A 26,463-nucleotide genomic window follows, 5' to 3' on the forward strand; every position below is an offset into this window, starting at 1 on the left:
CGATGCTGGAAGCCGATGGCGCTCGCACAGAGGCGAGCTTAGTTCGTCTTCGCATCGGTCTCCTCCCCCGGTTCTGTCACATCCACACCTTCCACGGCTTCGACGGCCTCGGTGACCTTTTCGGTGTCGACGTGCCAGCGGTCGACGGACTGCTCGTAGTCGGCGAGCTTGTTCGAGACGCGCATCTTCAGGTCGTCGTCGTTGACGTTGACCTCGAAGACGTACTCGGGGCGCTCCTCGTCGCCGGTCCGCTGGAGGTTCGCGCTGACGAGGTCGTTGTCGAAGTAGTACGGCGCGATCTGTGTCATCACGTTGCGGTAGACCGCGTCCTCGACCTTCCGCAGGGCCTTCCGACTGGCCGAGTCGGCCGCGCGGGCGACGTAGTCGACGGACTCGCTCCAGCGCTCCATCGCCTCGTCGGGCTCGTCAAGGTTCTCGTAGGACTCGCTCAGCTTCTCGCCGGCGGTCTGGAGGTCCTCGTCGGGGTCCTTGCCCGCCTGTTCGCCCTTGCCCTCGTCGACGCTGGCCTGCTCGGCGGTCTTCTCGTTGACGTCCTCGTCGAGTCGCTCGTGGCTCTTGGGCCGCCACTCGTCGAACTCCTCCAGCGAGTCGAGGTCCACCGTCGCCTCCTCGTCGATGTCTTTCAGCGCCCGGGTGATGCGCTCGCCGTGTTCGACGACGTCAACCCAGCCACCGCGCGTCTTGAAGCCTGAAACGCTCTCTTCGATATCAGCCATGGTACAATAAGTGCGTATGCGACAGCCGCGGCCCCGACAGGTGGCTGTCCATTATACTCTCCTCGTTACTGCTCAGAGCGGTTAAGCGTTTCCGCATCGGCGGCGAGCGGCCACTTATCAGTCGCGACCACCAAGTATCGGTCGATGTCATCTGCACTGTTCGTCGTGAGCGAGCACGGCTACTGGGGCGAGGAGTGTATCGAGCCGCTGACCACGCTGTCCGAGGCCGGCGTGGATATCACGGTGGCGACACCGACCGGAGAGCCGCCGGTGCTGGACGAGCGCTCGGTCGATCCCGACGAGGTCGACGCGGACCTGGCCGAGCACGTTCGGGAGGTCCACGAGACCGACGAGCGCTTGAACGACCCGATTCCCCTGGCCGCGGCCGACGCCGCCGACTACGACGCCGTCGTGTTCCCCGGCGGCCACGGCGCGGAGTGGGACATCACGCAGGACACCCACGCCCGCGAACTGCTGCGCGAGAGCGTCGCCGGCGACGACGGCACGGCCCTCGTCGTCTGTCACACCGTCGGAATTCTGGCCTTTACCCGCGACAGCGACGGCGAGTTCCTCGTCGAGGGTCGCTCGGTCACCGGCTTCCCGAACGCCTGGGAGGAGGGCATCGTCGACGAGAACGACCTGCTCCCCGACGGCCGGAAGCTCCCGTACTGGGTGGAAGACGAGGTGAAAGCCGCCGGCGCGGACTGGGACGCCGAACTCGACGACGACACGAGCGTCACCGTCGACGGTGACCTGATCACGGCGCGCGGTCCGCCGTCCTCGGCCGAGGCCGCACGGACGCTCCTCGACGAACTGGGCATCGAGGCGCCGGCGTAGTCTGACCACGCACCGGCCGTTTTCCCTCTCGTACAGTCAGCCGCGCCCGGCCCGATGCCGCCGTTTCCCTCGTGGGAATGATTGGGTAAATTTGATACATTCTATGCGTGAGAATAACGAGCACTGAATCGCTGTCTCCCGACTGTCCGATGATATAGATCTCGATAGAATGGTAAAGCAAACGTTGTATTCTAGATAACACTTTTCAACATGCCGTTCTACGTAGCAGTACGTATGGCTGACAACTCTTCGCGTCGACGGTTCCTCAAGACAGTCGGAATCACCGGAGCTGCCGCACTGGCCGGGTGTAGCGGCGACGGCGGTGACGGCGGCGGCGACGGTGGCACAACCGAGACAGAGGGCGGGGACGGCGGCGACGGCGGGATGACCGAGACGGAAGACGGCGGGGGAATGACCGAGACGGAGGGCGGCGACGGCGGGAGCACGGACACGCGACTCTCGTGGCACGCGGGCGGGACCGGCGGGACGTACTTCCCGCTCTCGAACGAGTTCAAGTCGGTCGTCGAGGCCAACACCGACTTCACGCTGAACGTCCAGTCGACCGGCGCGAGCGTCGAGAACGTCGGCAACCTCGCCAGCGGCGACGCCGACTTCGCGCTCATCCAGAACGACGTGGCGTACTTCGCGAAGAACGGGACCGGCATCGACGCCTTCCAGGGCAACGCCATCGAGAACCTGCGCGGCGTGGCGACGCTGTACCCCGAGACGATCACCGTCGTCACGCTCGGGGACACCGGTATCACCTCGCTCTCTGACCTCTCCGGGGCGATCATCAACACCGGCGACCTCGGGAGCGGGACGCAGGTCAACGCGAACCAGATCCTCGACGCCGTCGGCATCACCGACTACACGGAGCAGAACGCCTCCTTCTCGCAGGCCGCCGACCAGCTCCGAAACGGCGACATCGACGCCGCCTTCGTCGTCGGCGGCTGGCCGGTCGGGGCCATCGAGGACCTCGCGAACACCAACGACCTCGTCATCGTCCCGATTCAGGGCGACAACCGCGAGGCGGTCAAGGACGCGGCCTCGTGGTTCGCCGACGACACCATCCCGTCCGGGACCTACACCGGCGTCGACCAGGCCGTCGAGACGGTCGCCGTCCAGGCCATGATCGCGACCAACGCCGAACAGCCCGAATCCACCGTCGAGACGGTCACCGCGGCCATCTTCGACAACGTCGACGACCTGACGATCAAGACGGACTTCATCAGCGCCGACTCCGCGCAGGACGGGATGTCCATCGAGCTCCATCCCGGTGCGGCTGCCTACTTCGACATGTAGGCCCCGCCCCCTGACGAATCGCGGTCGACCGCAGGCTGGCGGCTCGCAGACGAGACGAGATGAGACGACGATACGTAGCTATCACGGCGCTCGTTGCACTGCTGCTCATCGGGTCGGCAGCGGCGGCGCTGCCCGGCGGCCGCACGCTGGTCGTCGAGGACGCCGAGACCGGCGAGGTGTACCTGCAGGTCCCGGTCGAGGACGGGACCGTCGTCGCGCTGGAGTACACCCACAGCGTCGAGAAGACCCGCGTCTACGACGAGTACACCGTCCGCGGCGACCACCTGGAGATGACCCGCATGGAGTTCGAGTCCTTCGGCTGGGGACTGCCCAGCCGCGCGAACGTCACCCGCGAGGACGGCGTGTACGTCTTCGATCCGCCCGGCAATTACACGCGGATCACCGTCGCTCCGGGCGAGATCGCCGGTCACAAGCTTCACGTCAACGGGGAAACATACGACTTGGTAGCACGGACCAATGAGCGCTCGGTCACGATCCACGTGACCCGTCGCTCGGCGTTCGAGGCGGCAACGGACCAATTCGACACATGACCGACGACACGACACCCGACGACGGAGCGGCCGAGACTGTATCGGACGAGGAAGTCGAAGAAGTGCTCCAGGAACTCGAGCGCAAGCGATCGCTTCGGGGGGTGAGCGTCGTCGCCGTCGCCGTCATCGGCATCGCCTTCTCGCTGTTCCAGATGTGGCTCGCGGCGAAGGGCTTCATCCTCTCGATCGACGTGCCCGGCGTCGGGCGAGTGACGCTGGCGTCGCTGCAGCTCCTCCAGATCAACGCCATTCACGTCGCCTTCGGCCTGATACTGGCGTTTCTGCTGTACCCACCGACGACCGGCGACGGGCCGATCTCGCGGGGCTGTCGCGCGCTGGCGGCTCGGACCGAATCGCAGTTCGGCGCGTCCCATCCGGTCACAACCGCTGTCCGGGCGGTCGGATCGGTCCTCTCGTTCCTGTTCGTCGACCCCGACCTCGACCGCATCACGCCGGTCGACGTGCTGTTCTCGTTCCTGATGGTGCTGGCGGCGGCGTACTTCATCACCGACTTCCAGGAGATCCAGCGCATGCGGGCCCTGGGGCTCGAACGCGGCCGGCCGATTCAGGAGGTGTTCACCTTCCTCGAACCGATTGCCGGCCTGCTCGGCCCGCTCGCCGACACCTCCTACGCGTTCGTCCTCGGCGTCCTCGGCGTCCTGCTTGTCCTCGAGGCCACCCGTCGGGCGATCAGCCTCTACCTGATGGTCATCGTCGCCGCGTTCGTCGTCTACGCGCGCTTCGGCGTGCTCATCCCGCAGAACGCGGCCTACGTCGGCGTCCTCTCCATCCCGGAGCTCGGCTGGGGCTCGATCGTCCAGAACCTCTGGTACAACACGGAGAACGGCGTCTTCGGCATCCCGATCACCGTCTCGGTGCAGTTCATCTACATCTTCATCCTCTTCGGCGCGTTCCTGGAGATGTCCGGCGCGGGCCAGTGGTTCATCGACCTCGCGTACTCGGCGACCGGGACGCGAAAGGGCGGCCCGGCGAAGGCGAGCATCCTCGCCAGCGGCTTCATGGGGACCATCTCCGGGTCGTCCATCGCGAACACGGTGACGACCGGCGCGTTCACCATCCCGCTGATGAAGCGCTCGGGCTACCGTCCGGAGTTCGCGGGCGGCGTCGAGGCGTCGGCGTCCTCCGGCGGACAGATCCTTCCGCCCGTGATGGGGGCCGCGGCGTTCCTCATCGTCCAGTACACGGTGACGCCGTTCGCCGACGTGATCGTCGCCGCCACCGTTCCGGCCATCGTCTTCTTCTTCGGCGTCTGGGTGATGGTCCACTTCGAGGCGGTCCGGAAGGGGATCGGCGGCCTCGACCGCTCGGAACTGGTCGACTTGCGGTCGCACCTCACCAACGGGTGGTTCTACCTCGTCCCCATCGGCCTGTTGCTGTACTACCTCATCATCGAGCGGCTGTCGGTGGCCCGCTCCGCGTGGTTCACGCTCATCGCCATCGGGGCGCTCATCACGCTCGTCGCGGCCTACAGCGAGGAGACGCGCGGCCGCCTCGCCGCGATATTCGGCGGCCTCTTCGCGCTGACGCTGCTCTCGCAGTTCCTCGCAGGCACGGGCATCCTGACCGCGCTGGCCGGCGGGGGTCCCGGCGGGCAGTCCCTCGGCGCGGCCTTCTCGGCGACCGTCGGGCAAGTCGGGACCGTCGCCATCCTCGCCGGCGTGCTCACGCTCGCGACGAAGCCGCGGCTCGACGCCGCGCTACTGGAGTTCGACAACGCGGTGGACGACGCCGCGGAGTCGACCGCCGAGGCGATGAACCGGCCGCGCCTCGCCGACAACGGGCTGTACCGCCTCGGCGTCTTCCTCGGCAAGTCGATGGAGGGCGGCGCGCGGACGGCGGTCCCCGTCGTCGTCGCCGTCGCCGCGGCCGGCATCATCCCCGGCGTCATCAGCGTCTCCGGCCTCGGGCCGAACCTCGTCGCGCTCATCGAGGCCGTGGCGGGCGGCTCGCTCGTCCTCCTGCTGGTCGTCACGGCCTTTTCCTCCATCCTGCTCGGGATGGGGATGCCGACGACGGTCACCTACATCATCCTCGTCTCCCTGCTCGCGCCGGCGCTCGTCGACTTCGGCGTCCCGCAGCTGACCGCCCACCTCTACATCCTCTACTTCGGCGTCATCGCCGACATCACCCCGCCGGTGGCCGTCGCCGCCTACGCCGCCGCCGGGGTGGCGAAGTCGGACCCGTTCCAGACCGGTATCGAGGCGTTCTCGCTGTCACTGAACAAAGCCATCGTCCCGATAGCGTTCGTCCTCGCGCCGGGCATCATGCTGATCCGGCGGAAGGCGAACTGGCAGGAACTCGAACAGGACGAACAGCACCGCGTCCTCCAGCTCGCGGATCTGGGCGACATCGGCTTCATCGTCCCGGAGGTCATCTTGCCCATCGCCGGGGTCTTCCTCGGCGTCGTCGCGCTGGCTGCAACGGTCATCGGGCACGCCTACGCCAGGGTCACCATGGCCGAGCGCGCCGCGTTCGCGGTCAGCTCGCTGCTCCTGATGGCCCCGGGGCTGGCGGTGTTGACCGTCTACGACCTCATGGGACTGCTCGGACTCGGCGGCGGCGAGATGACGCTCGTCATCGACCTCGCGCTCCGCGGCGTCGGCCTGGTGCTGTTCGCCGCGCTCATGGCGCGCAACCGACGGCGGAGCCGAGCGGAAGTCGAACAGCGGGGGACCCCGGAACCGGCCTGAGACGGCTCGCCGTCGCCGTGTCGCGGGGACCGTCGAGTCGCCCGACGATTTCCGGAACGAGACCGCGACGCGCCGAATGATTGAGAACTATTTATACCGACGGGGGTCGACGGCCCGGATATGCCAATCGAACAGCGCGGCGACGCGTCCGTCGTCACGCACGCGCTGGCGAAGGACGAACTGACACGAATCCGGGACGTCGAGACCGAGCAGGTCGCGTTCCGCAAGGGACTGGTCCGCCTCGGCCGCATCTGCGGCTACGAGATCATCGACGGCCGGATGGAGACCGAGTACACCGAGGTCCAGACCCCGCTGACGACGACGATGGGCGAGCGCGTCAAAGGTCTCGACGACGTGGTCATCGTCAACGTCCTCCGGGCGGCGACGCCGTTCGTCGAGGGCCTGTTGAAGGCGTTCCCGCGCGCCAGACAGGGCGTCATCTCCGCCAGCCGCGACGAGGAGGCCGGCATGAACGAGGACGGGGAGTTCCCCATCTCCGTCGAGTACGTCAAGCTCCCCGAGATCACCGAGGACGACACGGTCATCGTCGCCGACCCCATGCTCGCGACCGGCTCGACGATGTCGACGGTGCTGGAGTACATCGCCACGGAGAAGACCGAACCGGAGAACCTGCTCGTCCTCGCCGCCGTCTCCGCGCCCGAGGGCATCGTCCGCGTCTCGGAGGCCGACGCCGACGCCGACATCATCAGCGTCGCTATCGACGACGAACTCGACGAGGACGGCTTCATCGTCCCCGGCCTCGGCGACGCCGGTGACAGGGCGTTCCGGACCACCTGAGTCCGGCCACGAGCACTCCCGCGACGAGGCGGAACACTTTTGTCTCCGACTCCGGTTACCAGCAGGCGTCGCGATTTCTCGTCCGTGGCCGGCTCCGCAACCCGATTGTTTCGCGTGGAGACCGACAGACAGCTGCGGAATTTTTCTCCAGTAGAAACGGTACTGACACCGTGGCGCGACCCGCGCGTCGGGCCAGCCAATCGCGAGCGCGGTCGGGTCCGGTCGTCTCACACCGGGGGTTTTTCCTGTCGAGCGAGCGGCGACCCTGTATGGGTCGACGCCGATACCGCATCGCGGACACCGCCCAGCAGGTCGTCGGGGGGTTCCTCCTCGCCGGGCCGTTCGTCGTGACCGAGGAGGTGTGGGTCCTGGCGGCGAGCATGCGGTGGTATCACGCCGTCGCGGTCGTCGCCATCGTCTTCGCCATCGGCTACGGGGCGCTGTACAAGGCCGATGCCGGGCGCGACGTGGAGCGCGAAGCGGAGGTCGCCGGAATCCCGATTCGCTTCGTCTCGCTGATGCTCGTCGCGTTCGGGTCCGTGGGGATCCTGGCTGTCGCGCTGACCGCCCCCGATACCTTCCTCGTCAAGGGCGGCATACTCCCGAATCCGACGCGGATGGCGGTCACGCTGACGACGCTGAAGGCGGTCGCCGTCGGCGCGATCTTCAGCGTCGTGGGCGCCGCGACCGCCGACAGCGTGTTCTGACCCGCTGATACCCGTATACTTAATTGGCCCCGAGTCCCCTTGGAGACCACATGGAGTACACGCTGGCTATCGACAACGCGCCGGAGACGATACCGGGCGGGACGGGCATTCTCCTCCTCCATCCGAGCACCGGCGAGACGGACCGACTGGACACCGACTTCCTCTCGACCGACACGGACGCGATGCTCGTCATCTCGACCCGAACGACCGCCAGGGAAGTCACGCAGAAACTGGACTACTACGAGGTCGACGAGTCGAAGGCCGACATCCTCGACACGCTCTCGGTCGAGCGCGGGTACACCCGCCGCCGTTCGGAGAACGTCCGGTACGTCTCCGCGCCCGACGACCTGAGCGGCATCGTCGACGAAACGGAGTCGTTCCTGCACGAGCACGACGGCAAACTGCGCGTGAGTTTCGACTCGCTGACCGAACTCATCTACTACGCCGACGAGGAGGGCGCGCTGGCGGCCGTCGAGGACATCCTCGAACTGCTCGACGAGTACGACGCCGTCGGGATGTTCCACCTCGCCGACGAGGTCCACGACGAGGACACCGTCGCGGCGTTCCGCGACCTCTTCGACGGCGTCATCGAACTCTCGGAGGACGGCTCTATCGAGAGTTCGTTCGACGGCGAGTAAACGGGACCCGACAGTTCGTGACAGCCGAACGACTCGAACCCGTCTGTCCGTGACGAAGGAAACGCCGATTTCACCGGATAGACGGCCCAGTCCTTGGAGACCTGTCATCTTGCCAGACCAACAACCATTAAGAGGGTCTGACCCCCATACAGGCGTGTATGCCGGAATGCCAGAACTGCGGTAATTTTGTCACGGCTGACTACGCGCGTGTGTTCACGCCGAACGGGGTCGAAAAGCCCAGGGTCTGTCCGCAGTGCGAAGACAAGATTCGCGACGGGGCAGACGTCCGTGAGGCGCGGTCCACACGACGCGGATAGCGCGTCCAATCGGGTCAGGAATCGCCGCCCTGTGACCGCTTCGGTTGCGGGGGATTCTCACCTCCTCGCTTCTGTACCAGCGTCCGCTAGCGACGGGCGTCGTCGACGACGGTCCGCGCTTCCTCGAACGCGTCGTCGGCGCGACCCGCGTCCCTGGCTTCCGCCGTGAGCCGGACGAGCGGTTGGGTCCCGCTGGCCCGCAGGAGGAACCACGCGTCGCCGAGGTCGACGCGGACGCCGTCAAGCGTCGTCACGTCGTCGTACTCGGCGGTCACCCGCTCGCGGATCCGCTCCATCACCGTCCGCTTCTCGTCGGTCTCGACGCTGTCTCGGCGGATGGGGTAGGTCGGCACGTCGGCGGCACGCTCACCGAGCGGTCGCTCGGCGTCCAGCGCGGCGACGGTGCAGGCTGCGAGCGGCCCGTCGGGACAGAGCGTCCGGTCGGGCCAGATCCACGCGCCGCTCGGCTCGCCGCCGAAGGCGACCCCCTCGGCGCGTGCGGCCTCGGCGACGTACACGTCCCCGACGGGCGTGTACTCGACGCTCACGTCGATCTCGGCGAGGTGGTCAGCGACGGCGAGGCTCGTGTCGACCGGGACGGCGACGCGCTCGCCGGCCGACGCCGCGGCGCGGGCGAAGACGGCGAGCAGTTCGTCCCCCGAGAGGAAGGTCCCGTCGGCCGCCACCGCGCGCATCCGGTCGGCGTCGCCGTCGTGTGCGATGCCGAGGTCCGCGTCCGACTCGGCGACCAGCGTCGACAACGACCCGCAGTTCGACGCTTTCGGCTCCGAGGGCCGTCCCGGGAACGCCCCGTCGGGCTGGCCGTTCAGCGTCTCGACGGCACAGCCCAGCTCGCCGAGCGCCTCGACGCTGACTCGGCCCGCTCCGTTGCCGAGGTCGACGACCACGCGGCTGTCGAGGCCCGACGCGCCGACCTCGGCGACCAGCGCGTCGACGTGGCGCTGGCCAGCGTCCCACGAATCGATGGCCCCGCTCGCATCCCAGTCCGCCGGGTCGAACGCCCCGTCGCCCAGTCGCTCCTCGATGGTCGCCCGGCGGTCCGCGTCGAAGGCCTGCCCGCTGGGCTGCCAGAGCTTGATGCCGTTGTCCGCTGGCGGATTGTGGCTCGCCGTCACCGAGACGCCGGCGTCGGCGTCCTCCCAGGCCACGGCGCGACCGACGGTCGGCGTCGCCGCCACGCCGAGGTCGACCACGTCCGCACCGCTCTCGCGCAGGCCGGCCGCGAGCGCCGCCTGCAGGTACTCGCCGCTCTCGCGGGGGTCCCGCCCGACGACGACGCGCTCGCTGTCGATACCGAGCGCGCGACCGACCGACAGCGCGAGGTCGGCCGTGACCGTCTCGCCGACGGGCCCGCGGATCCCGCTCGTTCCGAACTGTGTCATTACCCGCCCCTGCGGGCGGCCGCCCTAAAACCTATCCGGCGTCGAGCGGTGGCGGCCTCGATTGACGCCGACACTATCGTTTTTACACCCCCGTCTGTATGACGCGCCGTGCCAGCCATCGCCGACACCCACATCGTCAACCGCGAACGCGTCCAGCCGACCCACGCCAACAACTACCAGAGCGCCCACGGGGGCATCGTCATGAAGTGGATGGACGAGATCGGCGCGATGTCCGCCATGCGGGCCGCCCGCGAGACATGCGTGACCGCCCAGATGTCCCGCGTCGACTTCGAGCGCCCGATCCCCATCGGCGACACCGCCCTCGTCGAGTCCTACGCCTACGCCACCGGCCGGACGAGCGTCCGCGTCCGCATCGAAGTCTCTCGCGAGGACCCCCGGACCGGCGAGACCGAACAGACCACCAGCGCCTACGCCACCTTCGTCGCCATCAGCGACGGCGAACCGACCGCCGTCCCGGAACTGACCGTCAAAGGCGAGAAGTGCCGGGAACTGCGGGACAGAGCGCTGGCCGAGGAACCCGAGCGATAATCCGTCGTTTCACACGCTCACGGGAGTCGCGCGGAGGTGGAACTCCGCGCAGATAGTTCGCGTGAGAAGCCTAGGCCGGAATTTGAACCAGAGGAAGACTCGCGTCGCTCGTCTTCCAGGGATTCAAATCCCGGTTCTGTCTCACACGTCACAACGGGACGCGGCGCGACGAGACGCGCCGCTCGCAGTTTGCTTCCGAGAAGAGCCTAGGCCGGAATTTGAATCCGGAGTCAGACGGTTCTGCTCGTCTCGCGGTGCTCGACTGCGCGGACTGCGACTGACAGGGATTCAAATTCCGCGTGGTGCTTTCGCTCCTCACGTCCGTTCGTCGCAGAAAGCCTAGGCCGGAATTTGAATCCGGGGTCTCGTCCTTACCAAGGACGCGCTTTACCGCTAAGCTACCCAGGCGCGCATCAGTGTGTATCCGGCAATTGTCTTTAGGCGTTTCGATTCGGGGCCGGTATGCCGGTCGCTCTCAGTGGTCGGCCGCGGCCTCGGTCCCGTCGCCGGCGGGCTGTTCGGCGCCCGCGCGGGCCCGGAGGGCGTCGGCGACCTCCTCGGCGAGCAGGTCGGCGTTCGGGGGGAGGCCGTCGGCGGCCAGCCCGGTCGCGTACTCCCGGAGCGGCGCGGTGGGGCGGATGCCCGCGGCGGTGACACCGGCGACGACGGCGAGTTCGAGGATGTCCGTCTCCAGCGCGCCGTCGAGGGCCTCGTCGCCGGTGGTGCGCTGGACGGTCTGGTCGCGGCCGAACGAGCGGACGACGGAGACGGCGGCGTCCGCGGCGTCGGTCCGGGCGAGCAGGTAGAAGCCTCGCGAGACGAGGATGTCCGCGATGAGGATGTCGAGGTCCGCCGCCTCGCTGTCGCCCCCGTCCCAGGGGTCGTCGCGGGCGAGCTGACGGGTGAGCGAGAGCCCCTCGTAGATGAGCTGGACGCCGGCGGCTCGGTCGGCCACGCCGTCGGCGAGGTCGACCGGCGGATCGCGGGTCGCACCGGCGCTGACGAGGGTCAGGACGCCGGGCGCGAGCGACGCCTCGTCGAGGCGCGCGTCGATGCGCGCTCGGAGCCGGTCGGGCTCGACGTCGTCGACTGCCGCCAACGCTGCTCGGCGAACCGCCGCCACTTCCTCCATTACCGCGACCTAGCGGCGGCAAGGGCAAAGACCTTTGGAAACGGCCGAGTCACAGCCGGCATGGTTCGGACGACGACCGACGACGGCGTCTGTGTCCTGACGCTCGACCGCCCCGACCAGCGGAACGCGCTGACGCGGGCTGCCCTGCGCGACCTCGAGGCCGCGGTCGATGACGCGACGGCTCCGGTGCTGTACCTCCACGGGGCGGGCGAGGCGTTCTGCGCCGGCGCGGACCTGGACGTGGTCCGGGACCTGGACGCCGACGGCGCGGAAGCGTTCGCGGCGCTGGGACAGCGCGTCGCACGCACGCTGGAGACCTACGACGGCGCGGTCGTCGCCGGCATCGACGGCGCGGCGCGGGGCGGCGGCGTCGAACTGGCGCTGGCCTGCGACATCCGGGTGGCGACCCCGGACGCGACCCTGGCCGAGACGGGCGTCAAACTCGGCCTGTTCGGGGCGTGGGGCGGCACGGCGCGGTTACCCGCTATCGTCGGCGCAGGCGAGGCGCTGGATATCGCGCTCTCGGGGCGGACGCTCGACGCCGGGGACGCCCTCCGGATGGGGCTGGTCTCGCGCGTCACGGACGACCCGCGGGCGGTGGCGGACGAACTCGCCGCCGTCGACGAGCGGGCGCTCCGGGCGCTGAAAGCCCGGATGCGCGACGACGCCGACCGGGAGACACAGGAGGTGCGCGAGCGCGCGGCCTTCGCCGACCTGATCGCCAACGCGGACCTGTAATCGGAGGAAAGGGTACAAGACGACCGCTCGCATAGCGACGGGCAATGGTCGACTGTGAGTACTGCGGAGAATCGTTCGACGGCGAGGACGCGTATCTCGACCACCTCGCCGACGCCCACGACGGAGACCTGGGCGCGATCGACCGCCGACGGGTGGACAATCGCGTCGGGAGCGACGACGGCGACGGGCTGCCGCTCGGCCCCATCGTGCTCGGCGTCGTGGTCGTCTTCGCGCTCGGCCTCGGCGTGTACGTGACCCAGCTGAGCGGTGGCGGGGCCGACGAGGGCGTCACGGTCGACGGCATCGAGGCCGAACCGCTGGCCGAGTCCGGCGACGCCGCCCGTCTCGAAGCAGTGGAGTCGTTCCCGAATCGGGGGACTCAGCACGTCCAGCAGGGGTCGACGATAGACTACGAGCAGATGCCCCCGCTGTCTGGCCCGCACTACGGGTCGACCGTCGACGCTGGCTTCTACGAGGAGACGCCGCCGCTGGGCGCGCTCGTCCACACGCTCGAACACGGCGCGGTCGTCGTCTACTACGACCCGGCGGCGCTCTCGAACGAATCGAGGGCGAGCCTGCGGGAGTTCGCGAGCGCCCACACCGGGACCTGGCGGAGCGTGGTCGTCGCGCCGAACCCCAGCGACGAGCCCGAGGCGTCGTTCGTCCTGACCGCCTGGCGACACCGGCTGTACGTGGACGACTACGACGCGCAGACGGTCCACGCCTTCCTCTCGGAGTACCTCGGTCGCGGCCCGGAGAACCCGGTCCGGTAACTCGGCGATAGCGGGGAAAAACTCAGTACAGCGGGCTCGGGCCCGGCGGCATCGCGCGCTTGTGCGCACTCGAGTCGTGCATCTCGCGGACGGTGTCGACGACCTCTTGCGAGACGCCGATGTGGTCCGCCGTCGCGGCCGCCGGCATCCCGCCGTCGATGTGCAGCGCCAGGACGGAGTCGAGCGTGTCGTAGTCCATCCCCATCTCGTCGGCGTCGGTCTGGCCCGACCACATCTCCGCGCTGGCGGTCTTCTCGGCGAGGTCATCGGGGACACCGATGTGAGACGCGAGCTGTCGGACCTGCTGCTTGTACAGCGTCGCGATGGGGTGGCAGTCGACCGCACCGTCGCCGTATTTCGTGTAGTACCCCACCGCCGCCTCGCTGCGGTTGCCGGTCCCCAGCACCAGGGCCCCCTCGTGGTTGCCCACGAGGTAGTTCAGCACCGCTCGACAGCGCACGCGGAGGTTCCCGACCGCGAGCTGGTCGCCCTCGGCCTCGGGGTAGGCGTCGAGGAACGCGTCGACCAGCGGATTGATCTCGATCACGTCGTACTCGATGCCGAGCAGGTCGTCGGCCACCCGCTCGGCGTCGCTCATGTTGTCCTCGCGGTTGACCTCGCTCGGCATGACCAGCCCGTGGACGGCGTCCTCGCCGAGCGCCTCGACGGCCAGGTGGGAGGTGAGCGTGCTGTCGATGCCGCCGGAGAGCCCGATGACCGCCGTCTCGACGCCCGCGGCGTCGAGCTGTCCCGCGATGAAGTCCGTGATGTGCTCGCGGTGAGCCTCGAGTTCGGCCTCGGAGAACGTCAGGTCGAGCGGGTCGTCCGCCCGCACGACGGATTCGGCTGTCGCCATATCCGATGGTCGGTCGGCCGGAACTAATAGCCATCCATCGGCGCGATATTTCCGAACGCTCGTCCAGTCGAAACGCTACGTTCAAGTGCCACGACCGACCACGTCCTGATACGACGTGTCCGTCGTGTGCCGGTGACGAGCGCCGTGTGACTCGCCGCACTGTCGAAGTGTTCGTCGGCGGAGAGCGATTCACCCGCAATCGCTGTCCTCGACACGCGCGCCGTTGGTCCAGTGGTAGGACAGAGCCTTCCCAAGGCTCTAGCCCGGGTTCAATTCCCGGACGGCGCATTCTACTGCGAGCAGTTCGTGAGCTCCCTCCGCAGTGTTTTGAACTCGACCGGCGACCCGCGGACCGCGGGATACTTGTCGGGGCCGGGCCTACCGAGGGCCAACAGATGGACGCGCCGCTGTGGACGGAGACCCACGCCCCGGAGCTGTCGGAGATTCGCCAGCCGAAGGCCCGCGAGCACCTCGAAGGGGCCGTCCAGGAGCCGATGAACCTCCTGGTCCACGGGCCGAAAGGGGCCGGCAAGACGGCGGCGGTCCGCGCGTTCGCCCGCGAGGTCCACGCGAACCCCGACGCGGACTTCACCGAACTCAACGTCGCCGACGTGTTCGACATGACGAAAAAGGAGGTCTCGAACGACCCGCGCTTCTCGTCGTTCATCGACAGCAAGCGCCGCCGCGAGTCCTCGAAGGCCGACCTCATCAACCACGTCCTGAAGGAGTCGGCCAGCTACGCGCCGATGTCGGGGAGCTACAAGACCATCCTGCTCGACAACGCCGAGGGGATGCGCGAGGACTTCCAGCAGGCGCTGCGCCGGGTGATGGAGCAGTACTACGAGGCGACGCAGTTCGTCATCGCGACGCGCCAGCCCTCCGCGCTGATCCCGCCGATTCGCTCGCGGTGCTTCCCGGTGGTGGTGCGCGCGCCGACCCACGAGGAGACGGTGTCCGTCCTGCGCGACATCGTCGCCGCGGAGGGGGTCGACCACGACGACGACGGCCTGGAGTACGTCGCCGGGTACGCGGAGGGCGATCTCCGGACGGCGGTTCTGGCCGCGCAGACGACCGCTGAGGAGGAAGGCGAGATCACGATGGACGCCGCCTTCGAGACGCTGAACGCCGTCGAGGCCGACGACCAGGTCGAGCAGATGGTCGAGGCGGCCGAGGAGGGGCGTTTTACCGACGCGCGCTCGACGCTCGACGACCTGCTCGTCGACGAGGGCTACGGCGCGTCCGACGTGCTGGACGACCTGCTCGCGGTGGCCCGCTCGCGGTACTCCGGCGACCGACTGGCCGAGGTCCACCGGCTCGCCGGCGAGACGGACATGGCGCTGGTCGACGCGGCCAACGAGCGGATTCACCTCTCGCACCTGCTGGCCCAGCTGGGGCCTAGATGATCGAGACGCCGGTGACCTCGAAGCGAGCGCCGTCCTCGTCCGTATCCGTCGCGATGATCGACCAGCCGTGGGCGGCCGCGATGTCGTCGACGATGTTCAGTCCGAACCCGGTCCCGTTGTCCTGCGTCGAGTAACCGCGTTCGAACACTCTGTCTTGCTGGTCGGCCGGGATTCCGGGGCCCGTGTCCTCGACGTAGAAGCCGTCGCCGAGCGTCCCGACGCGGACGGTCAGATCCTCGGCCGGGCCACCGTGCTCGACGCTGTTGCGAAAGAGGTTCTCGAACAGCTGTTGGAGCCGGCTCGCGTCGGCCTCGACGACGCCGTCGTCCTCGACGCGGAGCGAGGACTCGGGCGCGTTGACGGTCCGCCAGGCTCGCCGGGCGACGGCGTCGAGTTCGGTGGGTCTGCGTTCCGAGACGGTTTCGCCCTCGCGGGCGAGCGTCAGCAGGTCCTCGATGAGTCGCTCCATCCGGCCGGTGGCCCGCTCGATGGCCTCGACGTAGCCGTGCTGTTCCTGGGGCACGTCGAGAAGGTCGAGGCGAGCGTCGATGACCTGGAGCGGGTTTCTGAGGTCGTGACTGACGATACCGGCGAACTCTTCGAGGCGAGCATTCTGCCGTTCGAGTTCGCGCTCGCGGCGCTTCCGGGCCGTGATGTCGTCGACGATTCCCACGATGCGGGTGGACGCGTCGTGGGGGGCGGGGACGGGGTAGGCGCTGGCTTCCGCCCACCGGGTCGTCCCGTCGGCGTGGCGGAGACGGTACTCGAAGTGATACGCGTCGTCCGCAGCGCCCGCAGCGACCTCGTGCAGCATCGCGTCGAACTCGCCGGACACGCGCTCGGCGTCGGCCCGGTGGACGTGATCGAGTGCGGTCGCCAGCGGGTCCGTCTCGGCGGCGAGGTCGTCGGAGGAGCGTCCGGTGAGGTTCTCGTAGCCGCTACTGACGTACAGGAGGTCGCCGTCCTCGTCGAGCATCCAGATCATCTCGTCGAGATTCTCTGCGATCCGGCGGAACCGCTGTTCGCTCTCGCGAAGTTCGGCCTCGACCCGCTTGCGCTCGGACACGTCGCGCAGGACGACGGTGACGACCTGTTCGCCGTCGACCGCGACCGCATCGGCGTTGAGCGAGACGTACCGCGTCTGTCCGTCGGGGGTCGTGAGTCTCGCCTCGGTCTCCGCTGGGGGGCGCTCCGCGATGGCCGCGTCGATGCAGTTCTCGACGGCGCGGGCGGCGTCGGCGGCGAAACAGTCCACCGACGCGACCTCCGCCCCCTCGGCGTCGTCGGAGGCGATGTCCGCCACCGCGCGGAACGCGTCGTTGACGACCACCAGCGTCCCGTCGGCATCGGCGACGAACGCCGGGTCGGGGAGCGTCGCGAACAGCGACGAGAACCGCCCCTCGCTGTGCCGGTACCGGCTATCGAGCGTCTGCGAGAGCGTCCGCCGTTCGAGGAGGTTCTCCATGCGCCGGTGGAGCACCGGTTTCTCGACCGGCACGGAGACCACGTCGTCGATGATGTACAGGCCGTCGATGGTCTGCCAGTCCGCCGGGTCGAACCGCTCGTTGACGCGCTCCTCGCTGACGAGCAACACCGGGGCGAACACTGGCGAGCTCCGCCGCTTCCACTCGTCGAAGGCCTCCCTGTGACGGGCGAAGGCGGCGGCGTCGACGAGACAGAGGTCGACGTGCGGTTTCAGGGACGGCTCGGTCGGCGTCTCGACGGTGTACGTCTCGCCGAGCCACGCCTCCAGGAGGTCACCGTTTCGCTCGTGATCGAAGAGTACCTGGACGTGACGTTGCGACTGCTCGAACAGCGGCTCGCCGGATTCCTGGTCGCCCTGGTCGTCACTCATCAGCGTCCTGCTCGGCCCGGACGACCGGGTTCCCCTGTAATATTCCTTCGTCCTCGGTGAGCGGCGGCCCGACCTGGATTCCGTCGGTAGTCATGTCGAACTCACGGAGCGTCTCTTCGAACGTCCCGACCCGTTTTTTCAACACGCCGATGACCTTCCGGAGCTCGCCGTGGCTCTCGACGTGACGCAGGAAGACGACGTTGTCCGCGAGGTAGCTGATGCCCGCCTCCGTCGCCTGGAACGGCCCCGTGACGTAGTCGACTTCGTCGATCATGATGACCGTCACGCCCATGTTCTTCAGGTAGCGACCCAGTGCGTGGAGTTTTCCGGTGAGCTCGTCTTCGCGTCCCTGTATCGAGAGCTTGTACCCCTCGATCCCGTCGAGCATGACGACGCCGACGTCGTTCCGTTCGACGGCCGTCCGAACGGTGTCGGCGAACGCCTCCGGCGAGCGATCCAGGGCCTCGATTTCCTCGACGACCAGCGAGCCGTCCGCTTCGAGGTCCGAGACGGAGATGCCGATGCTCTCACACCGATGGCGGAACGTCCGGGCCGTCTCTTCGAAGTGGTAGATGGCCGCGTTCTCTCCGCGTTTTGCTGCCTCTTGGAGGAACAGCGTCCCGGTCGTCGTCTTGCCGACCCCGGTCGGGCCGCTGATAACGCTGATTGTCCCCCGCTCGATTCCGCCGCCGAGCAGTTGGTCGATCGAATCGACGCCGGACCGGAGCTGCTCGGTCTCGAAGGCGGCTGTGTGATCGCCCGGAACCAGGCGCGGATACACCGAGAGCCCGCCCGCCTCGATGCGGACCGAGTGGGTCCCGCTCAGGCGGTCCGACCCCCGGAGCTTCGGTACCGAGAGCGTCCGCTTGTCGTCCGGGCGACCGAGTTCGACGATGCCGTCGGCGAGGAACTGCAGGTCGTCGTCGGGCGTCGATTCGGACTGCTGGGAGGTGAACAGCACGGTCGCGTCGCTCTCCTTGAGATACCGCATGAAGGAGATGACCTCCTTGCGGAACTGGTAGTCGTCGGAGGCGAGATACCGGAACTGCGTCACCGGATCGAGGAACACGCGGTCCGGATCCACCTCCGCGACTCGCTCCCTGATCCGGTCCCGGATCGGGTCCTGCTCGACCGACTCGGACTCGAAGATGCTGTAGGACTTGTCCTCCGCGAAGAACTCCGAGGTCGGCGAGAGGTCGAGGAACGAGACGTCGGCGAGGTCGAAGCCGAGCGACGCCGCGTTCTGTCGGATGTCTCCGGTCGGCTCTTCGAGGTTGATGAACAGGACCGTCTCGCCTGCGTCGACCCCGGCTGTCAGGAAGTGAAACCCGAGAATCGTCTTCCCCGTCCCTGGGGCTCCCCGAACCAGGTAGCTCCGATCGGCGGGGAGCCCGCCCTGGAGCACCTCGTCGAGTCCCTCGATGCCAGTCGAAACCCGGGAAATGTTCGGTTCCGCCATGGTTGATGATCCCCCCTACGCTCCCGTGGTAATTAGTGTCCCGCCTCCGTTTTTCAACGGTGATACGCGGACCGGTTCGATCGACAGGAAACCGGCGGTGCTCGGAACAGCGGGCGTGTAGCCGTCGAGCGGGCGTCCCGGGCTTCGAAATCCTTTTACGCGCTTCGACGGGTAGATACGGACAACGAACCATGGATATCGACATCATCGAGGAAGACGAAAATCCCATGTTGCACCGAACGGACGTCCGCTTCGAGGTCGTCCACGACGAAGCCACGCCCTCCCGTCTCTCCGTGCGCGACTCGCTCGCCGCGACGCTGAACAAGGACGCCGAGGAGGTCGTCATCCACAAGCTCGACACGAAGTTCGGCATGCGAAAGACCATCGGCTACGCCAAGGTCTACGACTCCCCCGAGGCCGCCCGCGACGTCGAGCAGGACCACATGCTCGAGCGCAACAAGATCGTCGCCGACGGCGAGGAAGAGGCGGAGGAGGCATAGATGCCCCACAACGAGTACTACGACGACGGCGAGCTGGCCCGCGAGACCTGCCCCCGGTGTGGCGACACCGTCCTCGCCGAGCACGAGGACCGCCAGCACTGCGGCAAGTGCGGCTACACCGAGTGGAAGTAAGGCCGCCCGATGCGCGTTCTGGGTATCGAGGGAACCGCCTGGGCAGCCAGCGCTGCGGTGTTCGAGACGCCTGACCCCGCCCGGGCGACCGACGACGACCACGTTTTCATCGAGACCGACGCTTACGCGCCCGAGAGCGGCGGCATCCACCCGCGCGAGGCCGCAGAACACATGGGCGAGGCGATTCCGACCGTCGTCGAGACGGCCATCGCCCACGCCCGCGAGCGAGCGGCCGCGGCCGGCGAGAACGGCGTCCCGATCGACGCCGTCGCCTTCGCTCGCGGCCCGGGGCTCGGACCCTGTCTGCGCATCGTCGGCACGGCCGCCCGCGCCGTCGCCCAGCGCTTCGACGTGCCGCTCGTCGGCGTGAACCACATGGTGGCCCATCTAGAAGTGGGCCGCCACCGCTCGGGCTTCGACTCGCCGGTGTGTCTCAACGCCTCCGGCGCGAACGCCCACGTGCTCGGCTACCGGAACGGCCGCTACCGCGTGCTCGGCGAGACGATGGACACCGGGGTCGGCAACGCCATCGACAAGTTCACCCGCCACGTCGGGTGGTCCCACCCCGGCGGCCCGAAGGTCGAGCGCCGCGCCCGCGAGGGCGAGTATCACGAACTCCCGTACGTCGTCAAGGGGATGGACTTCTCCTTCTCGGGCATCATGAGCGCCGCGAAGCAGGCCGTCGACGATGGGGTCCCAGTCGAGGACGTCTGTCGCGGCATGGAGGAGACCATCTTCGCGATGCTCACGGAAGTCTCCGAGCGGGCGCTGTCGCTGACGGGGGCCGACGAACTGGTGCTCGGCGGCGGCGTCGGCCAGAACGACCGATTGCAGGGGATGCTCGCCGAGATGTGCGACCAGCGCGGGGCCGACTTCTTCGCGCCCGAGGACCGCTTCCTTCGGGACAACGCCGGGATGATCGCGATGCTCGGGGCGACGATGTACGCCGCGGGCGACACCGTTCCGATCGCGGACTCGGGTATCGACTCGAACTTCCGGCCCGACGAGGTGGCCGTCACCTGGCGCGGCCCCGAGGAATCCGTCGACCGCCGCCGCGCGGCCGAGACCGAGGTCCAGGGCGCGGAGGCGACGGTCCGCTTCGAGGGCGACCGCGTGGTCAAGGAGCGCGTCCCGCGGAGCTATCGCCACCCCGCCCTCGACGAGCGCCTCCGCACCGAACGCACCAGACAGGAGGCCCGCCTCACCAGCGAGGCGCGCCGAAACGGCGTCCCGACGCCGCTGATCCGCGACGTGGACCCGCAGGAGGCCCGCATCGTCTTCCAGCGCGTCGGCGGGGCCGACCTGCGCGAGGGGCTGTCCGCGTCGCGTGTCGCGGACGTGGGACGCTGGCTCGCCCGCATCCACGACGCCGGGTTCGTCCACGGCGACCCGACGACGCGGAACGTCCGGGTCGGGGCCCGCGGCGACCGCCCGGACCGCACCGTCCTCATCGACTTCGGCCTGGGCTACTACACGCGGGAGGCCGAGGACCACGCGATGGACATCCACGTGCTGGCCCAGTCCCTCGCCGGGACCGCCGACGACCCCGAGACGCTGCTGTCGGCCGCCGAGGACGCCTACCGGGCCGAGAGCGAGCACGCCGACGCGGTGTTCGCGAGCCTCGACGACATCGAGGGGCGCGGGCGGTATCAGTAGCTGCGGTGCGGCTTCGGTTGGGAGTACGGCTGGCGACGTGGGTCTGACGCATTCGCGGCGAAGCCGCCGATTTCCCCGAAGCGACGCGGCGCTCCCGGCCTGTTTCGCCCACTTCTTGCCGTGAGCGGTCGTCTGCAGACTCCCCCCGGAGCAAAAAGGTCGGGGTGGACAAATGGTTTAACGTCGGCCCGAGTAGAGTGCCGTATGGCTGACAAACCGCAGTCGGGAACGCTGTTCGGCGTGCCGTACAACTTCGAGCGACCGAGCCTCAAGCGCCTCGTCTCGTCGTACTGGAAGCCGGGCGAGGACATGCTGGTCGAGAAGCCCTTCGGAATCGGCTACACGCTGAACCTGGCGAACTGGCGCTCGTGGGTCGTTCTCGCGGTCGCCGGCGTGATGCTGTACCTCGAACGCGGCGGCGGCGAGGCGGAGTTCGACTCCGAGTCCGAGGACGAACCGGTCGAAGTCGTCGTCGACTGAGCGGGACCGCTTTCGACGGCTCTTTTGTCGCCGGACGCGGTGTGCCGGTATGCTCAATTTCGTCACGACCAACCCCGGGAAGGTCCGGGAGGCGACGGCGTATCTCGACGACGAGGTCCGGCAGTTCGACTTCGACTACCCGGAGGTCCAGGCCGACGACCTGGGGACGGTGGCCGCCGAGGGCGCGCGGGCGGCCTACCGCGCGGCAGAGGGGCCGGTCATCGTCGACGACGCGGGACTGTTCATCGACGCCTTCGACGGCTTCCCCGGGCCGTACTCGTCGTACGTCGAGGACACGGTCGGCGTCGAGCGCGTCTGGCGCATGACCGAACCCGAAGGCGACCGCGCGGCGGCGTTCAAGACGGTCATCGCGTACTGCGACGGCGAGGACTTCGCCGCCACGCCGGACCCGGTGGATCGGGCGGAGCGCCGGGGACAGGACCTCGCGGCCGACGACCGCGGCGCGGCCACGACCGACGAGCAGGTCCGCGAGGGTGACGCGAGCGGCGAGACGCTCCCGGTGAAGCTGTTCGAGGGCCGCGTCCCCGGTGAAATCGTCTCGCCGCGGGGCGAGGGCGGCTTCGGCTTCGACCCGGTCTTCGAGCACGACGGAACCACGTTCGCCGAGATGAGCACCGAGGAGAAGAACGCGGTGTCCCACCGCGGACGGGCGCTGTCGAAGTTCGCCGAGTGGTACGGTGAGCGCTAGCGAACCGTCCGTCGAGGGATGGCGGTCCGTCCCTCGGAAGTTTCAGCGGAGGCGCGAAGCGACGACGCTGAAGCCCGCGCCGACGACGGTCGGGGCGTGGTACGGTGAGCGCTAACGACGCGATCCGCCGCGGCGACACCGCCCTGATCACCGGCGCGTCGGGCGGCATCGGCGCGGCGCTGGCCCGGGAGTTCGCCGCGCACGGGCACGACCTCGTGCTGGTCGCCCGGCGCGAGGAGCGGCTGGCGACCCTCGCCGACGCCCTCGAAGCCGAAGGCGTCGCGGCCACGCCGCTCGCGATGGACCTGGATCGGGCGTCGGCCGCAGACGACCTCTACGACGCGGTCCACGACCGCGGCCTGGACGTGGGCGTGCTCGTCAACAACGTCGGCGTGGGGACCTACGGCCCGTTCGCCGAGAGCGACCTCGACGCCGAGCGCACCCAGCTGCGGCTGAACGTCGTCCTCCCAGTCGAACTGACGCGGCTGTTCCTCGACGACTTCGCCGACGGCGGGGCGGTCCTGAACGTGGGGTCGGTCGCCGGGTTCCAGCCCGGCCCGTGGCTGGCGGGCTACTACGCGAGCAAGGCGTACGTCAACAGCTTCAGCGAGGCGCTGGCAGCGGAGCTTCGGGAGACGCCGGTCGACGTGACGGTGGTCTGTCCCGGCCCGGTCGACACCGAGTTCCAGGCCCGCGCGGGGATGGGCGACTCCGCGGTGGGAGCGCTCACGTCGAACACGCCCGAGGCGGTCGCGGCGGCGGCCTACGACGGCCTGGCCGCGGGTGAGGCGGTCGTCGTGCCGCGACGGGCGATGCGGGCGATCGACCTCCTCGGCCGCGTTCTGCCCCGCGGTGTCGTCCGGCGCGTCGCGAACTGGGTCAACGGCGACCGGTAACGTCAGACCTGATACCGGTCTGCCATTCGGGTACGAAGGACGATGTTCTCCCCTATTGTTCGGGTATAACTTTTTCAATTTCCGATAATCCGCGGGAGTGTTTATAAGCCGTACGTCGAAAGCGTTCGGTATGCCTACAGACCCGGTCGAACGCTACAAACAGTTCATACGGAAGACGCTCGCCATCGCCGGCGTCTCCGAGTCTATCGAGCGGAAGGTGCTCGCCGCCGTCGGCCTACAGTTCGCGGCGTCCGTCGCGCTGGCGCTCGTCTCGGTCGTCACGAGTGGGACCCTCCAACTCCTCCTGACCGCGGCGCTGCTTGCTGGGGCGGTGGTCGCGTTCGCGAATACCGTGTTCATCACGCGTGAGGACCTCGTCGAACCGGTCGTCGCGATGGCCGAGAGCGCGGACCACATCGCCGCCGGCGAGCTCGACGGCGACCTGCCCGAGAGCGACCGCGACGACGAGGTCGCGAGTCTGCTGGCGTCGTTCCGCTCGATGCACGCGTACCTCGAAACGGTCTCCGAGCAGGCCGACGCGCTCTCCAGACAGGAGTTCGACGCCGACGTCCTCGACGAGGACGTGCCGGGCACCTTCGGCCGGTCCTTGGAGCGGATGGCGGCGAGCATGGACGACTACACCACCGAACTCAAGGCGATGACGAGCGACCTCGAACGCCGGTCGCAGGCCCTCAACGACCTCGTCGTCGCCTTCGGCGAGGCCGCCGAACGAGCCAAGGACGGCGACCTGACGGCGACCATCGACGAGGAGTTCGCGGCCGTCGACGACGAGCAGTTCGCGGCCGTCGTCGAGAACTACAACGACCTCGTGACGACGCTCGGGGACACCGTCGGGACCGTCACCGCGTTCGCCGACGAGGTCGACGACACGAGCGATCACGTCACCCGGAGCGTCAGAGAGATCGACCGCGCCAGCGACGAGATCGCTCGCTCGGTCCAGGAGATTTCGGCCGGTGCGAGCCAGCAGTCGGACCGCCACGCCGACGTGGCCTCCGAGATGAACACGCTGTCGGCGACGGTCGAGGAGATCGCCGCGACCGCCGAGAACGCCGCCGACACCGCCGACAAGGCGACCCAGCGGGGACGGGAGGGGCGCGCCGACGCCGAGGCGGCCATCGACGAACTCGACGAGATGGAGACCCGGATCGGCGACATCGCCGCGTCCGTCGAGAGCCTGGGCGACCAGATCGGCGAGATCGACGAGATCGTGGATGTCATCACCGACATCGCCGAGCAGACCAACATGCTCGCGCTGAACGCCTCCATCGAGGCCGCTCGCGCCGACGGCGAGGGCGACGGGTTCGCCGTCGTCGCCGACGAGGTGAAGACGCTCGCCGAGGAGACCCACGACGCCGCGACCGACGTGTCGAACCGCATCGAGGCGGTCCAGACGGAGGCGACCGAGACGGTGACCGACGTGGAGGCGACGAACCAGCAGGTGACCGACAGCGTCGAGACCATCGAGTCGGCGCTGCGGGACTTCGAGGACATCGTCGACGTGCTCGGGGAGGTCAACGACTCGATTCAGGAGATCTCGGCCGCGACCGCGGAGCAGTCCGACACCACGCAGGAGGTCGTCGACATGGTCGACGAGGTGGCGTCGGTGAGCGAACAGACCAGCGAGGAGTCCGAGTCCGTCGCCGCCGCGACCGAGGAACAGACCGCGACCATCACCGAGGTGACCGACGAGGTGCAGGCGATGGCGTCACGGACCGACGACCTACAGGACGTGCTCGACGAGTTCGAGGTCGCCGAGGAAGCGGTCGGCACGTCGGGCCCGGTCGACGAGTCGACCACCGTGCCGGCCGACGACTAGGCTCTCGGGTCCCGATCCGGGCCGGGGTAGGGACCGCTTTCTACGACGGCGTACAGCGATTCCGCATCGAACAGACGGGCGAAGGCGTCCGGCGGTCTGACGCTCAACGACGTGTGCCGACTGAGCGACGCGGCGGTCTTCGCGCTCCGCAGTCGGTCGTCGTAGGAGAGCAGATGCGCCGCGCCGCCCCGATAGGCGGCGGCCAGCGCGGGGTGGTCGCCGTCGGGGTGGTCGACCAGTTCGCACTCGGCGTCGAGGCGCGCCCGCCAGTCGGCCGCCAGGGCCGCGTCGGCGAGGTCGCGGACGACGGCGGTCGCGTCGTCGAGCAGCGCCTCGCTCGCGACCAGCGTGACCCACGAGTGCCGGCGGACGTGATCGATGGCCGCCCGGGCGTCGCCGTCGGGGCCACACAGCAGATCCGCGGCGAGCACGTCCGCGTCGGCGACGACGCGAGCGGGCGAGGTCTCAGGCATCGCCGTCCTCGGCCCGGTGTTCGGCCAGCGTCTCGCGGACGGTCTCGACCGTCGTCTGGTACTCCGTCGCGCGCTCGAAGAGGGTCGCCCAGGTCATACCGGGAGACAGGGTCGCGCCGGTGAAAAAGCCGCGCCGTCTGTCGCCCGTCGTCCGCCCGTCTGACGGGTGTTTATGCGTACCGATTCCCTCCGAACCGATACGGGCGCGCTTCGACGGCCTCAGTGTGTGTCGGTGACACTGACCGCCATCCTATCCTCCCCTCACGCGCGCCCGGACACCGCGATCCTCCCTTTCGATACTCTCTCCCCGAGTGCCGTCTCCGCGACTCAGGCCGGCGCGTCGCCGCGGAGCGTCGCCCGCACGTCGTCGAGACCGCCGGGGTCGGCCATGACCGCGAGGCTGTCGCCCGGTTCGATCGTGGTCTGTGGCAGCGGGATCGTCATCGGTTCGTGGCCGCTGCCGTGGGCGTAGATGTGGGCGTCGCCGGGCAGTTCCACCTCGACGACGCGCTTGCCGACGAACGGCGACCCGTCGGGAACGCGGATGCTCGCGACGGAGAGCTGTTCGGTCAGGTCCGCGAGGACGTTGAAGTCGCCGCCGAGTAACGCCGTCTTCGCACCGGCCGCGCCCAGTCGCTCGGGGTAGATGATCTCGTCCACGTCGGCGGCGTACTTCTCGTAGATCTCCTCGCGGTAGTCGGCGTCGATGCGCAGGACGGTCCGACAGCCGTGCTCCTTGCCGATCATGCAGGCGGTGAAGTTCGTGTTCAGGTCGCCGGTCAGTCCGCCGATGGCGTCCACCGACGCGACGCCGGCTTCCTCGAGGACGCTCTCCTCGTTGCCGTCGCCCTGGATGGTCGTGAAGCCGGCCTCTCTCGCTCGTTCCACCTTGGCGGGGTCGTTGTCGACGATCGTGACCTCGTGGCCCTCGCTCTGGAGGATCCGCGCGGTCCGGATACCGACTCGGCCGTAGCCGACGATCAGGAACTTCATGGACCACGGTACGACGGCCAC

At 68.5% G+C, this 26,463-nt stretch carries 27 protein-coding genes and 2 tRNA genes; 20 read left to right on the forward strand and 9 right to left on the reverse strand.

Annotated elements, in window-relative coordinates; genetic code table 11:
* Nucleotides 1-38: 38 nt before the first annotated feature.
* A complete protein-coding gene (locus tag GM656_RS10660) occupies nucleotides 39-737 on the reverse strand; it encodes a DUF5828 family protein (RefSeq protein ID WP_162413642.1) in 699 nt (232 codons plus the stop codon).
* 144 nt (nucleotides 738-881) lie between these two features.
* Between GM656_RS10660 and GM656_RS10665 the strand changes: the two genes are divergently transcribed.
* The 8 genes from GM656_RS10665 to GM656_RS19665 all read left to right on the forward strand — a co-directional run bounded on the left by GM656_RS10665 (nucleotide 882) and on the right by GM656_RS19665 (nucleotide 8,598).
* Nucleotides 882-1,574 (forward strand): DJ-1/PfpI family protein, encoded by a 693-nt coding sequence (locus tag GM656_RS10665; protein WP_162413643.1) that lies wholly within the window; start codon nucleotides 882-884, stop codon nucleotides 1,572-1,574.
* A 234-nt stretch (nucleotides 1,575-1,808) separates the two neighbouring features.
* Nucleotides 1,809-2,876 carry a TAXI family TRAP transporter solute-binding subunit gene (locus GM656_RS10670; RefSeq protein ID WP_162413644.1) on the forward strand — a complete coding sequence of 356 codons (1,068 nt, stop codon included), beginning with the start codon at nucleotides 1,809-1,811 and terminating at the stop codon, nucleotides 2,874-2,876.
* Between the two features lie 59 nt (nucleotides 2,877-2,935).
* The gene (locus GM656_RS10675) at nucleotides 2,936-3,427 is read left to right on the forward strand and encodes a DUF1850 domain-containing protein (RefSeq protein WP_162413645.1); all 492 of its coding nucleotides are present in this window, start codon (nucleotides 2,936-2,938) and stop codon (nucleotides 3,425-3,427) included.
* Complete coding sequence (locus GM656_RS10680) at nucleotides 3,424-6,138, forward strand: TRAP transporter permease (protein WP_162413646.1); 2,715 nt, start codon at nucleotides 3,424-3,426, stop codon at nucleotides 6,136-6,138. The genes GM656_RS10675 and GM656_RS10680 overlap by 4 nt, the downstream gene beginning before the upstream one ends.
* A 120-nt stretch (nucleotides 6,139-6,258) precedes the next feature.
* Nucleotides 6,259-6,936: a uracil phosphoribosyltransferase gene (gene upp, locus GM656_RS10685; RefSeq protein ID WP_162413647.1), complete on the forward strand. Its 678-nt coding sequence runs from the start codon at nucleotides 6,259-6,261 to the stop codon at nucleotides 6,934-6,936.
* 269 nt (nucleotides 6,937-7,205) lie between these two features.
* Nucleotides 7,206-7,643 (forward strand): DUF2391 family protein, encoded by a 438-nt coding sequence (locus tag GM656_RS10690; RefSeq protein WP_162413648.1) that lies wholly within the window; start codon nucleotides 7,206-7,208, stop codon nucleotides 7,641-7,643.
* A gap of 50 nt (nucleotides 7,644-7,693) precedes the next feature.
* The gene (locus GM656_RS10695) at nucleotides 7,694-8,281 is read left to right on the forward strand and encodes a DUF7090 family protein (protein ID WP_162413649.1); all 588 of its coding nucleotides are present in this window, start codon (nucleotides 7,694-7,696) and stop codon (nucleotides 8,279-8,281) included.
* Between the two features lie 158 nt (nucleotides 8,282-8,439).
* Nucleotides 8,440-8,598, forward strand: a complete 159-nt coding sequence (locus GM656_RS19665) for a DUF7563 family protein (RefSeq protein ID WP_044952319.1) — start codon at nucleotides 8,440-8,442, stop codon at nucleotides 8,596-8,598.
* An 86-nt stretch (nucleotides 8,599-8,684) separates the two neighbouring features.
* On the opposite strand, the gene glmM is transcribed toward GM656_RS19665, so the two are convergent.
* Nucleotides 8,685-10,001, reverse strand: coding sequence for a phosphoglucosamine mutase (gene glmM, locus GM656_RS10700; protein ID WP_162413650.1), 1,317 nt, complete (start codon nucleotides 9,999-10,001; stop codon nucleotides 8,685-8,687).
* Nucleotides 10,002-10,109: 108 nt separating this feature from the next.
* Here glmM and GM656_RS10705 point away from each other — a divergent pair, with 108 nt between their 5' ends.
* Entirely contained in the window at nucleotides 10,110-10,550 is a 441-nt protein-coding gene (locus GM656_RS10705; RefSeq protein WP_162413651.1) for an acyl-CoA thioesterase, read from the forward strand.
* A gap of 336 nt (nucleotides 10,551-10,886) precedes the next feature.
* On the opposite strand, the gene GM656_RS10710 is transcribed toward GM656_RS10705, so the two are convergent.
* Nucleotides 10,887-10,958, reverse strand: a tRNA-Thr gene (locus tag GM656_RS10710).
* Between the two features lie 67 nt (nucleotides 10,959-11,025).
* The gene (locus GM656_RS10715; RefSeq protein ID WP_162413652.1) at nucleotides 11,026-11,682 is read right to left on the reverse strand and encodes a DUF7114 family protein; all 657 of its coding nucleotides are present in this window, start codon (nucleotides 11,680-11,682) and stop codon (nucleotides 11,026-11,028) included.
* Between the two features lie 60 nt (nucleotides 11,683-11,742).
* Between GM656_RS10715 and GM656_RS10720 the strand changes: the two genes are divergently transcribed.
* Together GM656_RS10720 and GM656_RS10725 are read left to right on the forward strand one after the other, a co-directional pair.
* Nucleotides 11,743-12,420, forward strand: a complete 678-nt coding sequence (locus tag GM656_RS10720; protein ID WP_162413653.1) for an enoyl-CoA hydratase/isomerase family protein — start codon at nucleotides 11,743-11,745, stop codon at nucleotides 12,418-12,420.
* A 44-nt stretch (nucleotides 12,421-12,464) separates the two neighbouring features.
* Nucleotides 12,465-13,193, forward strand: a complete 729-nt coding sequence (locus tag GM656_RS10725) for a DUF3105 domain-containing protein (RefSeq protein WP_162413654.1) — start codon at nucleotides 12,465-12,467, stop codon at nucleotides 13,191-13,193.
* Nucleotides 13,194-13,215: 22 nt separating this feature from the next.
* Here GM656_RS10725 and GM656_RS10730 read toward each other — a convergent pair whose 3' ends face one another.
* Nucleotides 13,216-14,049: an NAD+ synthase gene (locus tag GM656_RS10730; protein ID WP_162413655.1), complete on the reverse strand. Its 834-nt coding sequence runs from the start codon at nucleotides 14,047-14,049 to the stop codon at nucleotides 13,216-13,218.
* 217 nt (nucleotides 14,050-14,266) lie between these two features.
* Here GM656_RS10730 and GM656_RS10735 point away from each other — a divergent pair.
* Together GM656_RS10735 and GM656_RS10740 are read left to right on the forward strand one after the other, a co-directional pair.
* Nucleotides 14,267-14,337: transfer RNA gene (locus tag GM656_RS10735), tRNA-Gly, on the forward strand.
* A 107-nt stretch (nucleotides 14,338-14,444) separates the two neighbouring features.
* On the forward strand, nucleotides 14,445-15,452 hold the full coding sequence (locus GM656_RS10740; protein WP_162413656.1) for an AAA family ATPase: 1,008 nt from the start codon (nucleotides 14,445-14,447) through the stop codon (nucleotides 15,450-15,452).
* On the opposite strand, the gene GM656_RS10745 is transcribed toward GM656_RS10740, so the two are convergent.
* Complete coding sequence (locus GM656_RS10745) at nucleotides 15,445-17,307, reverse strand: PAS domain-containing sensor histidine kinase (protein WP_162413657.1); 1,863 nt, start codon at nucleotides 17,305-17,307, stop codon at nucleotides 15,445-15,447. The two genes, GM656_RS10740 and GM656_RS10745, sit on opposite strands and share 8 nt — an antisense overlap.
* Nucleotides 17,300-18,766, reverse strand: a complete 1,467-nt coding sequence (locus GM656_RS10750; protein ID WP_162413658.1) for an ATPase domain-containing protein — start codon at nucleotides 18,764-18,766, stop codon at nucleotides 17,300-17,302. The genes GM656_RS10745 and GM656_RS10750 overlap by 8 nt, the downstream gene beginning before the upstream one ends.
* Nucleotides 18,767-18,957: 191 nt before the next feature.
* On the opposite strand from GM656_RS10750, the gene GM656_RS10755 reads away from it, so the two are divergent.
* The 7 genes from GM656_RS10755 (at nucleotide 18,958) to GM656_RS10785 (ending at nucleotide 24,976) form a co-directional block, all read left to right on the forward strand.
* On the forward strand, nucleotides 18,958-19,266 hold the full coding sequence (locus GM656_RS10755) for a 30S ribosomal protein S24e (RefSeq protein ID WP_162413659.1): 309 nt from the start codon (nucleotides 18,958-18,960) through the stop codon (nucleotides 19,264-19,266).
* Nucleotides 19,267-19,398 carry a 30S ribosomal protein S27ae gene (locus GM656_RS10760; RefSeq protein ID WP_162413660.1) on the forward strand — a complete coding sequence of 44 codons (132 nt, stop codon included), beginning with the start codon at nucleotides 19,267-19,269 and terminating at the stop codon, nucleotides 19,396-19,398.
* A 9-nt stretch (nucleotides 19,399-19,407) separates the two neighbouring features.
* On the forward strand, nucleotides 19,408-21,054 hold the full coding sequence (locus tag GM656_RS10765; protein ID WP_162413661.1) for a bifunctional N(6)-L-threonylcarbamoyladenine synthase/serine/threonine protein kinase: 1,647 nt from the start codon (nucleotides 19,408-19,410) through the stop codon (nucleotides 21,052-21,054).
* A 204-nt stretch (nucleotides 21,055-21,258) separates the two neighbouring features.
* Nucleotides 21,259-21,534, forward strand: a complete 276-nt coding sequence (locus tag GM656_RS10770) for a DUF5808 domain-containing protein (RefSeq protein WP_162413662.1) — start codon at nucleotides 21,259-21,261, stop codon at nucleotides 21,532-21,534.
* Between the two features lie 49 nt (nucleotides 21,535-21,583).
* Nucleotides 21,584-22,243 (forward strand): non-canonical purine NTP pyrophosphatase, encoded by a 660-nt coding sequence (locus GM656_RS10775; RefSeq protein WP_162413663.1) that lies wholly within the window; start codon nucleotides 21,584-21,586, stop codon nucleotides 22,241-22,243.
* Between the two features lie 104 nt (nucleotides 22,244-22,347).
* Entirely contained in the window at nucleotides 22,348-23,139 is a 792-nt protein-coding gene (locus GM656_RS10780) for an SDR family NAD(P)-dependent oxidoreductase (protein ID WP_162413664.1), read from the forward strand.
* A gap of 130 nt (nucleotides 23,140-23,269) precedes the next feature.
* Nucleotides 23,270-24,976 (forward strand): methyl-accepting chemotaxis protein, encoded by a 1,707-nt coding sequence (locus GM656_RS10785; RefSeq protein ID WP_162413665.1) that lies wholly within the window; start codon nucleotides 23,270-23,272, stop codon nucleotides 24,974-24,976.
* Here the strand turns inward: GM656_RS10785 and GM656_RS10790 are convergent.
* Both GM656_RS10790 and GM656_RS10795 read right to left on the reverse strand, forming a co-directional pair.
* Nucleotides 24,973-25,449 (reverse strand): DUF7384 family protein, encoded by a 477-nt coding sequence (locus GM656_RS10790; RefSeq protein ID WP_162413666.1) that lies wholly within the window; start codon nucleotides 25,447-25,449, stop codon nucleotides 24,973-24,975. The genes GM656_RS10785 and GM656_RS10790 overlap by 4 nt on opposite strands.
* Nucleotides 25,450-25,776: 327 nt before the next feature.
* Nucleotides 25,777-26,442: a potassium channel family protein gene (locus GM656_RS10795; protein WP_162413667.1), complete on the reverse strand. Its 666-nt coding sequence runs from the start codon at nucleotides 26,440-26,442 to the stop codon at nucleotides 25,777-25,779.
* Nucleotides 26,443-26,463: the final 21 nt, after the last annotated feature.

It is taken from the genome of Haloarcula salina (assembly GCF_010119195.1).
In the GTDB taxonomy this organism is placed as follows: domain Archaea; phylum Halobacteriota; class Halobacteria; order Halobacteriales; family Haloarculaceae; genus Haloarcula; species Haloarcula salina.

Coding starts and splice junctions, on each gene's coding strand:
- GM656_RS10720 (WP_162413653.1), top strand. CDS start 11,743: ATGGTTCGGACGACGACCGACGACGGCGTCTGTGTCCTGACGCTCGAC.
- GM656_RS10785 (WP_162413665.1), top strand. CDS start 23,270: ATGCCTACAGACCCGGTCGAACGCTACAAACAGTTCATACGGAAGACG.
- GM656_RS10765 (WP_162413661.1), top strand. CDS start 19,408: ATGCGCGTTCTGGGTATCGAGGGAACCGCCTGGGCAGCCAGCGCTGCG.
- GM656_RS10755 (WP_162413659.1), top strand. CDS start 18,958: ATGGATATCGACATCATCGAGGAAGACGAAAATCCCATGTTGCACCGA.
- GM656_RS19665 (WP_044952319.1), top strand. CDS start 8,440: ATGCCGGAATGCCAGAACTGCGGTAATTTTGTCACGGCTGACTACGCG.
- GM656_RS10790 (WP_162413666.1), bottom strand. CDS start 25,449: ATGCCTGAGACCTCGCCCGCTCGCGTCGTCGCCGACGCGGACGTGCTC.
- GM656_RS10725 (WP_162413654.1), top strand. CDS start 12,465: ATGGTCGACTGTGAGTACTGCGGAGAATCGTTCGACGGCGAGGACGCG.
- GM656_RS10715 (WP_162413652.1), bottom strand. CDS start 11,682: ATGGAGGAAGTGGCGGCGGTTCGCCGAGCAGCGTTGGCGGCAGTCGAC.
- GM656_RS10675 (WP_162413645.1), top strand. CDS start 2,936: ATGAGACGACGATACGTAGCTATCACGGCGCTCGTTGCACTGCTGCTC.
- GM656_RS10770 (WP_162413662.1), top strand. CDS start 21,259: ATGGCTGACAAACCGCAGTCGGGAACGCTGTTCGGCGTGCCGTACAAC.
- GM656_RS10680 (WP_162413646.1), top strand. CDS start 3,424: ATGACCGACGACACGACACCCGACGACGGAGCGGCCGAGACTGTATCG.
- GM656_RS10775 (WP_162413663.1), top strand. CDS start 21,584: ATGCTCAATTTCGTCACGACCAACCCCGGGAAGGTCCGGGAGGCGACG.
- upp (WP_162413647.1), top strand. CDS start 6,259: ATGCCAATCGAACAGCGCGGCGACGCGTCCGTCGTCACGCACGCGCTG.
- GM656_RS10750 (WP_162413658.1), bottom strand. CDS start 18,766: ATGGCGGAACCGAACATTTCCCGGGTTTCGACTGGCATCGAGGGACTC.
- GM656_RS10665 (WP_162413643.1), top strand. CDS start 882: ATGTCATCTGCACTGTTCGTCGTGAGCGAGCACGGCTACTGGGGCGAG.
- GM656_RS10660 (WP_162413642.1), bottom strand. CDS start 737: ATGGCTGATATCGAAGAGAGCGTTTCAGGCTTCAAGACGCGCGGTGGC.
- GM656_RS10690 (WP_162413648.1), top strand. CDS start 7,206: ATGGGTCGACGCCGATACCGCATCGCGGACACCGCCCAGCAGGTCGTC.
- GM656_RS10695 (WP_162413649.1), top strand. CDS start 7,694: ATGGAGTACACGCTGGCTATCGACAACGCGCCGGAGACGATACCGGGC.
- GM656_RS10760 (WP_162413660.1), top strand. CDS start 19,267: ATGCCCCACAACGAGTACTACGACGACGGCGAGCTGGCCCGCGAGACC.
- GM656_RS10745 (WP_162413657.1), bottom strand. CDS start 17,307: ATGAGTGACGACCAGGGCGACCAGGAATCCGGCGAGCCGCTGTTCGAG.
- GM656_RS10730 (WP_162413655.1), bottom strand. CDS start 14,049: ATGGCGACAGCCGAATCCGTCGTGCGGGCGGACGACCCGCTCGACCTG.
- GM656_RS10740 (WP_162413656.1), top strand. CDS start 14,445: ATGGACGCGCCGCTGTGGACGGAGACCCACGCCCCGGAGCTGTCGGAG.
- GM656_RS10795 (WP_162413667.1), bottom strand. CDS start 26,442: ATGAAGTTCCTGATCGTCGGCTACGGCCGAGTCGGTATCCGGACCGCG.
- GM656_RS10670 (WP_162413644.1), top strand. CDS start 1,809: ATGGCTGACAACTCTTCGCGTCGACGGTTCCTCAAGACAGTCGGAATC.
- glmM (WP_162413650.1), bottom strand. CDS start 10,001: ATGACACAGTTCGGAACGAGCGGGATCCGCGGGCCCGTCGGCGAGACG.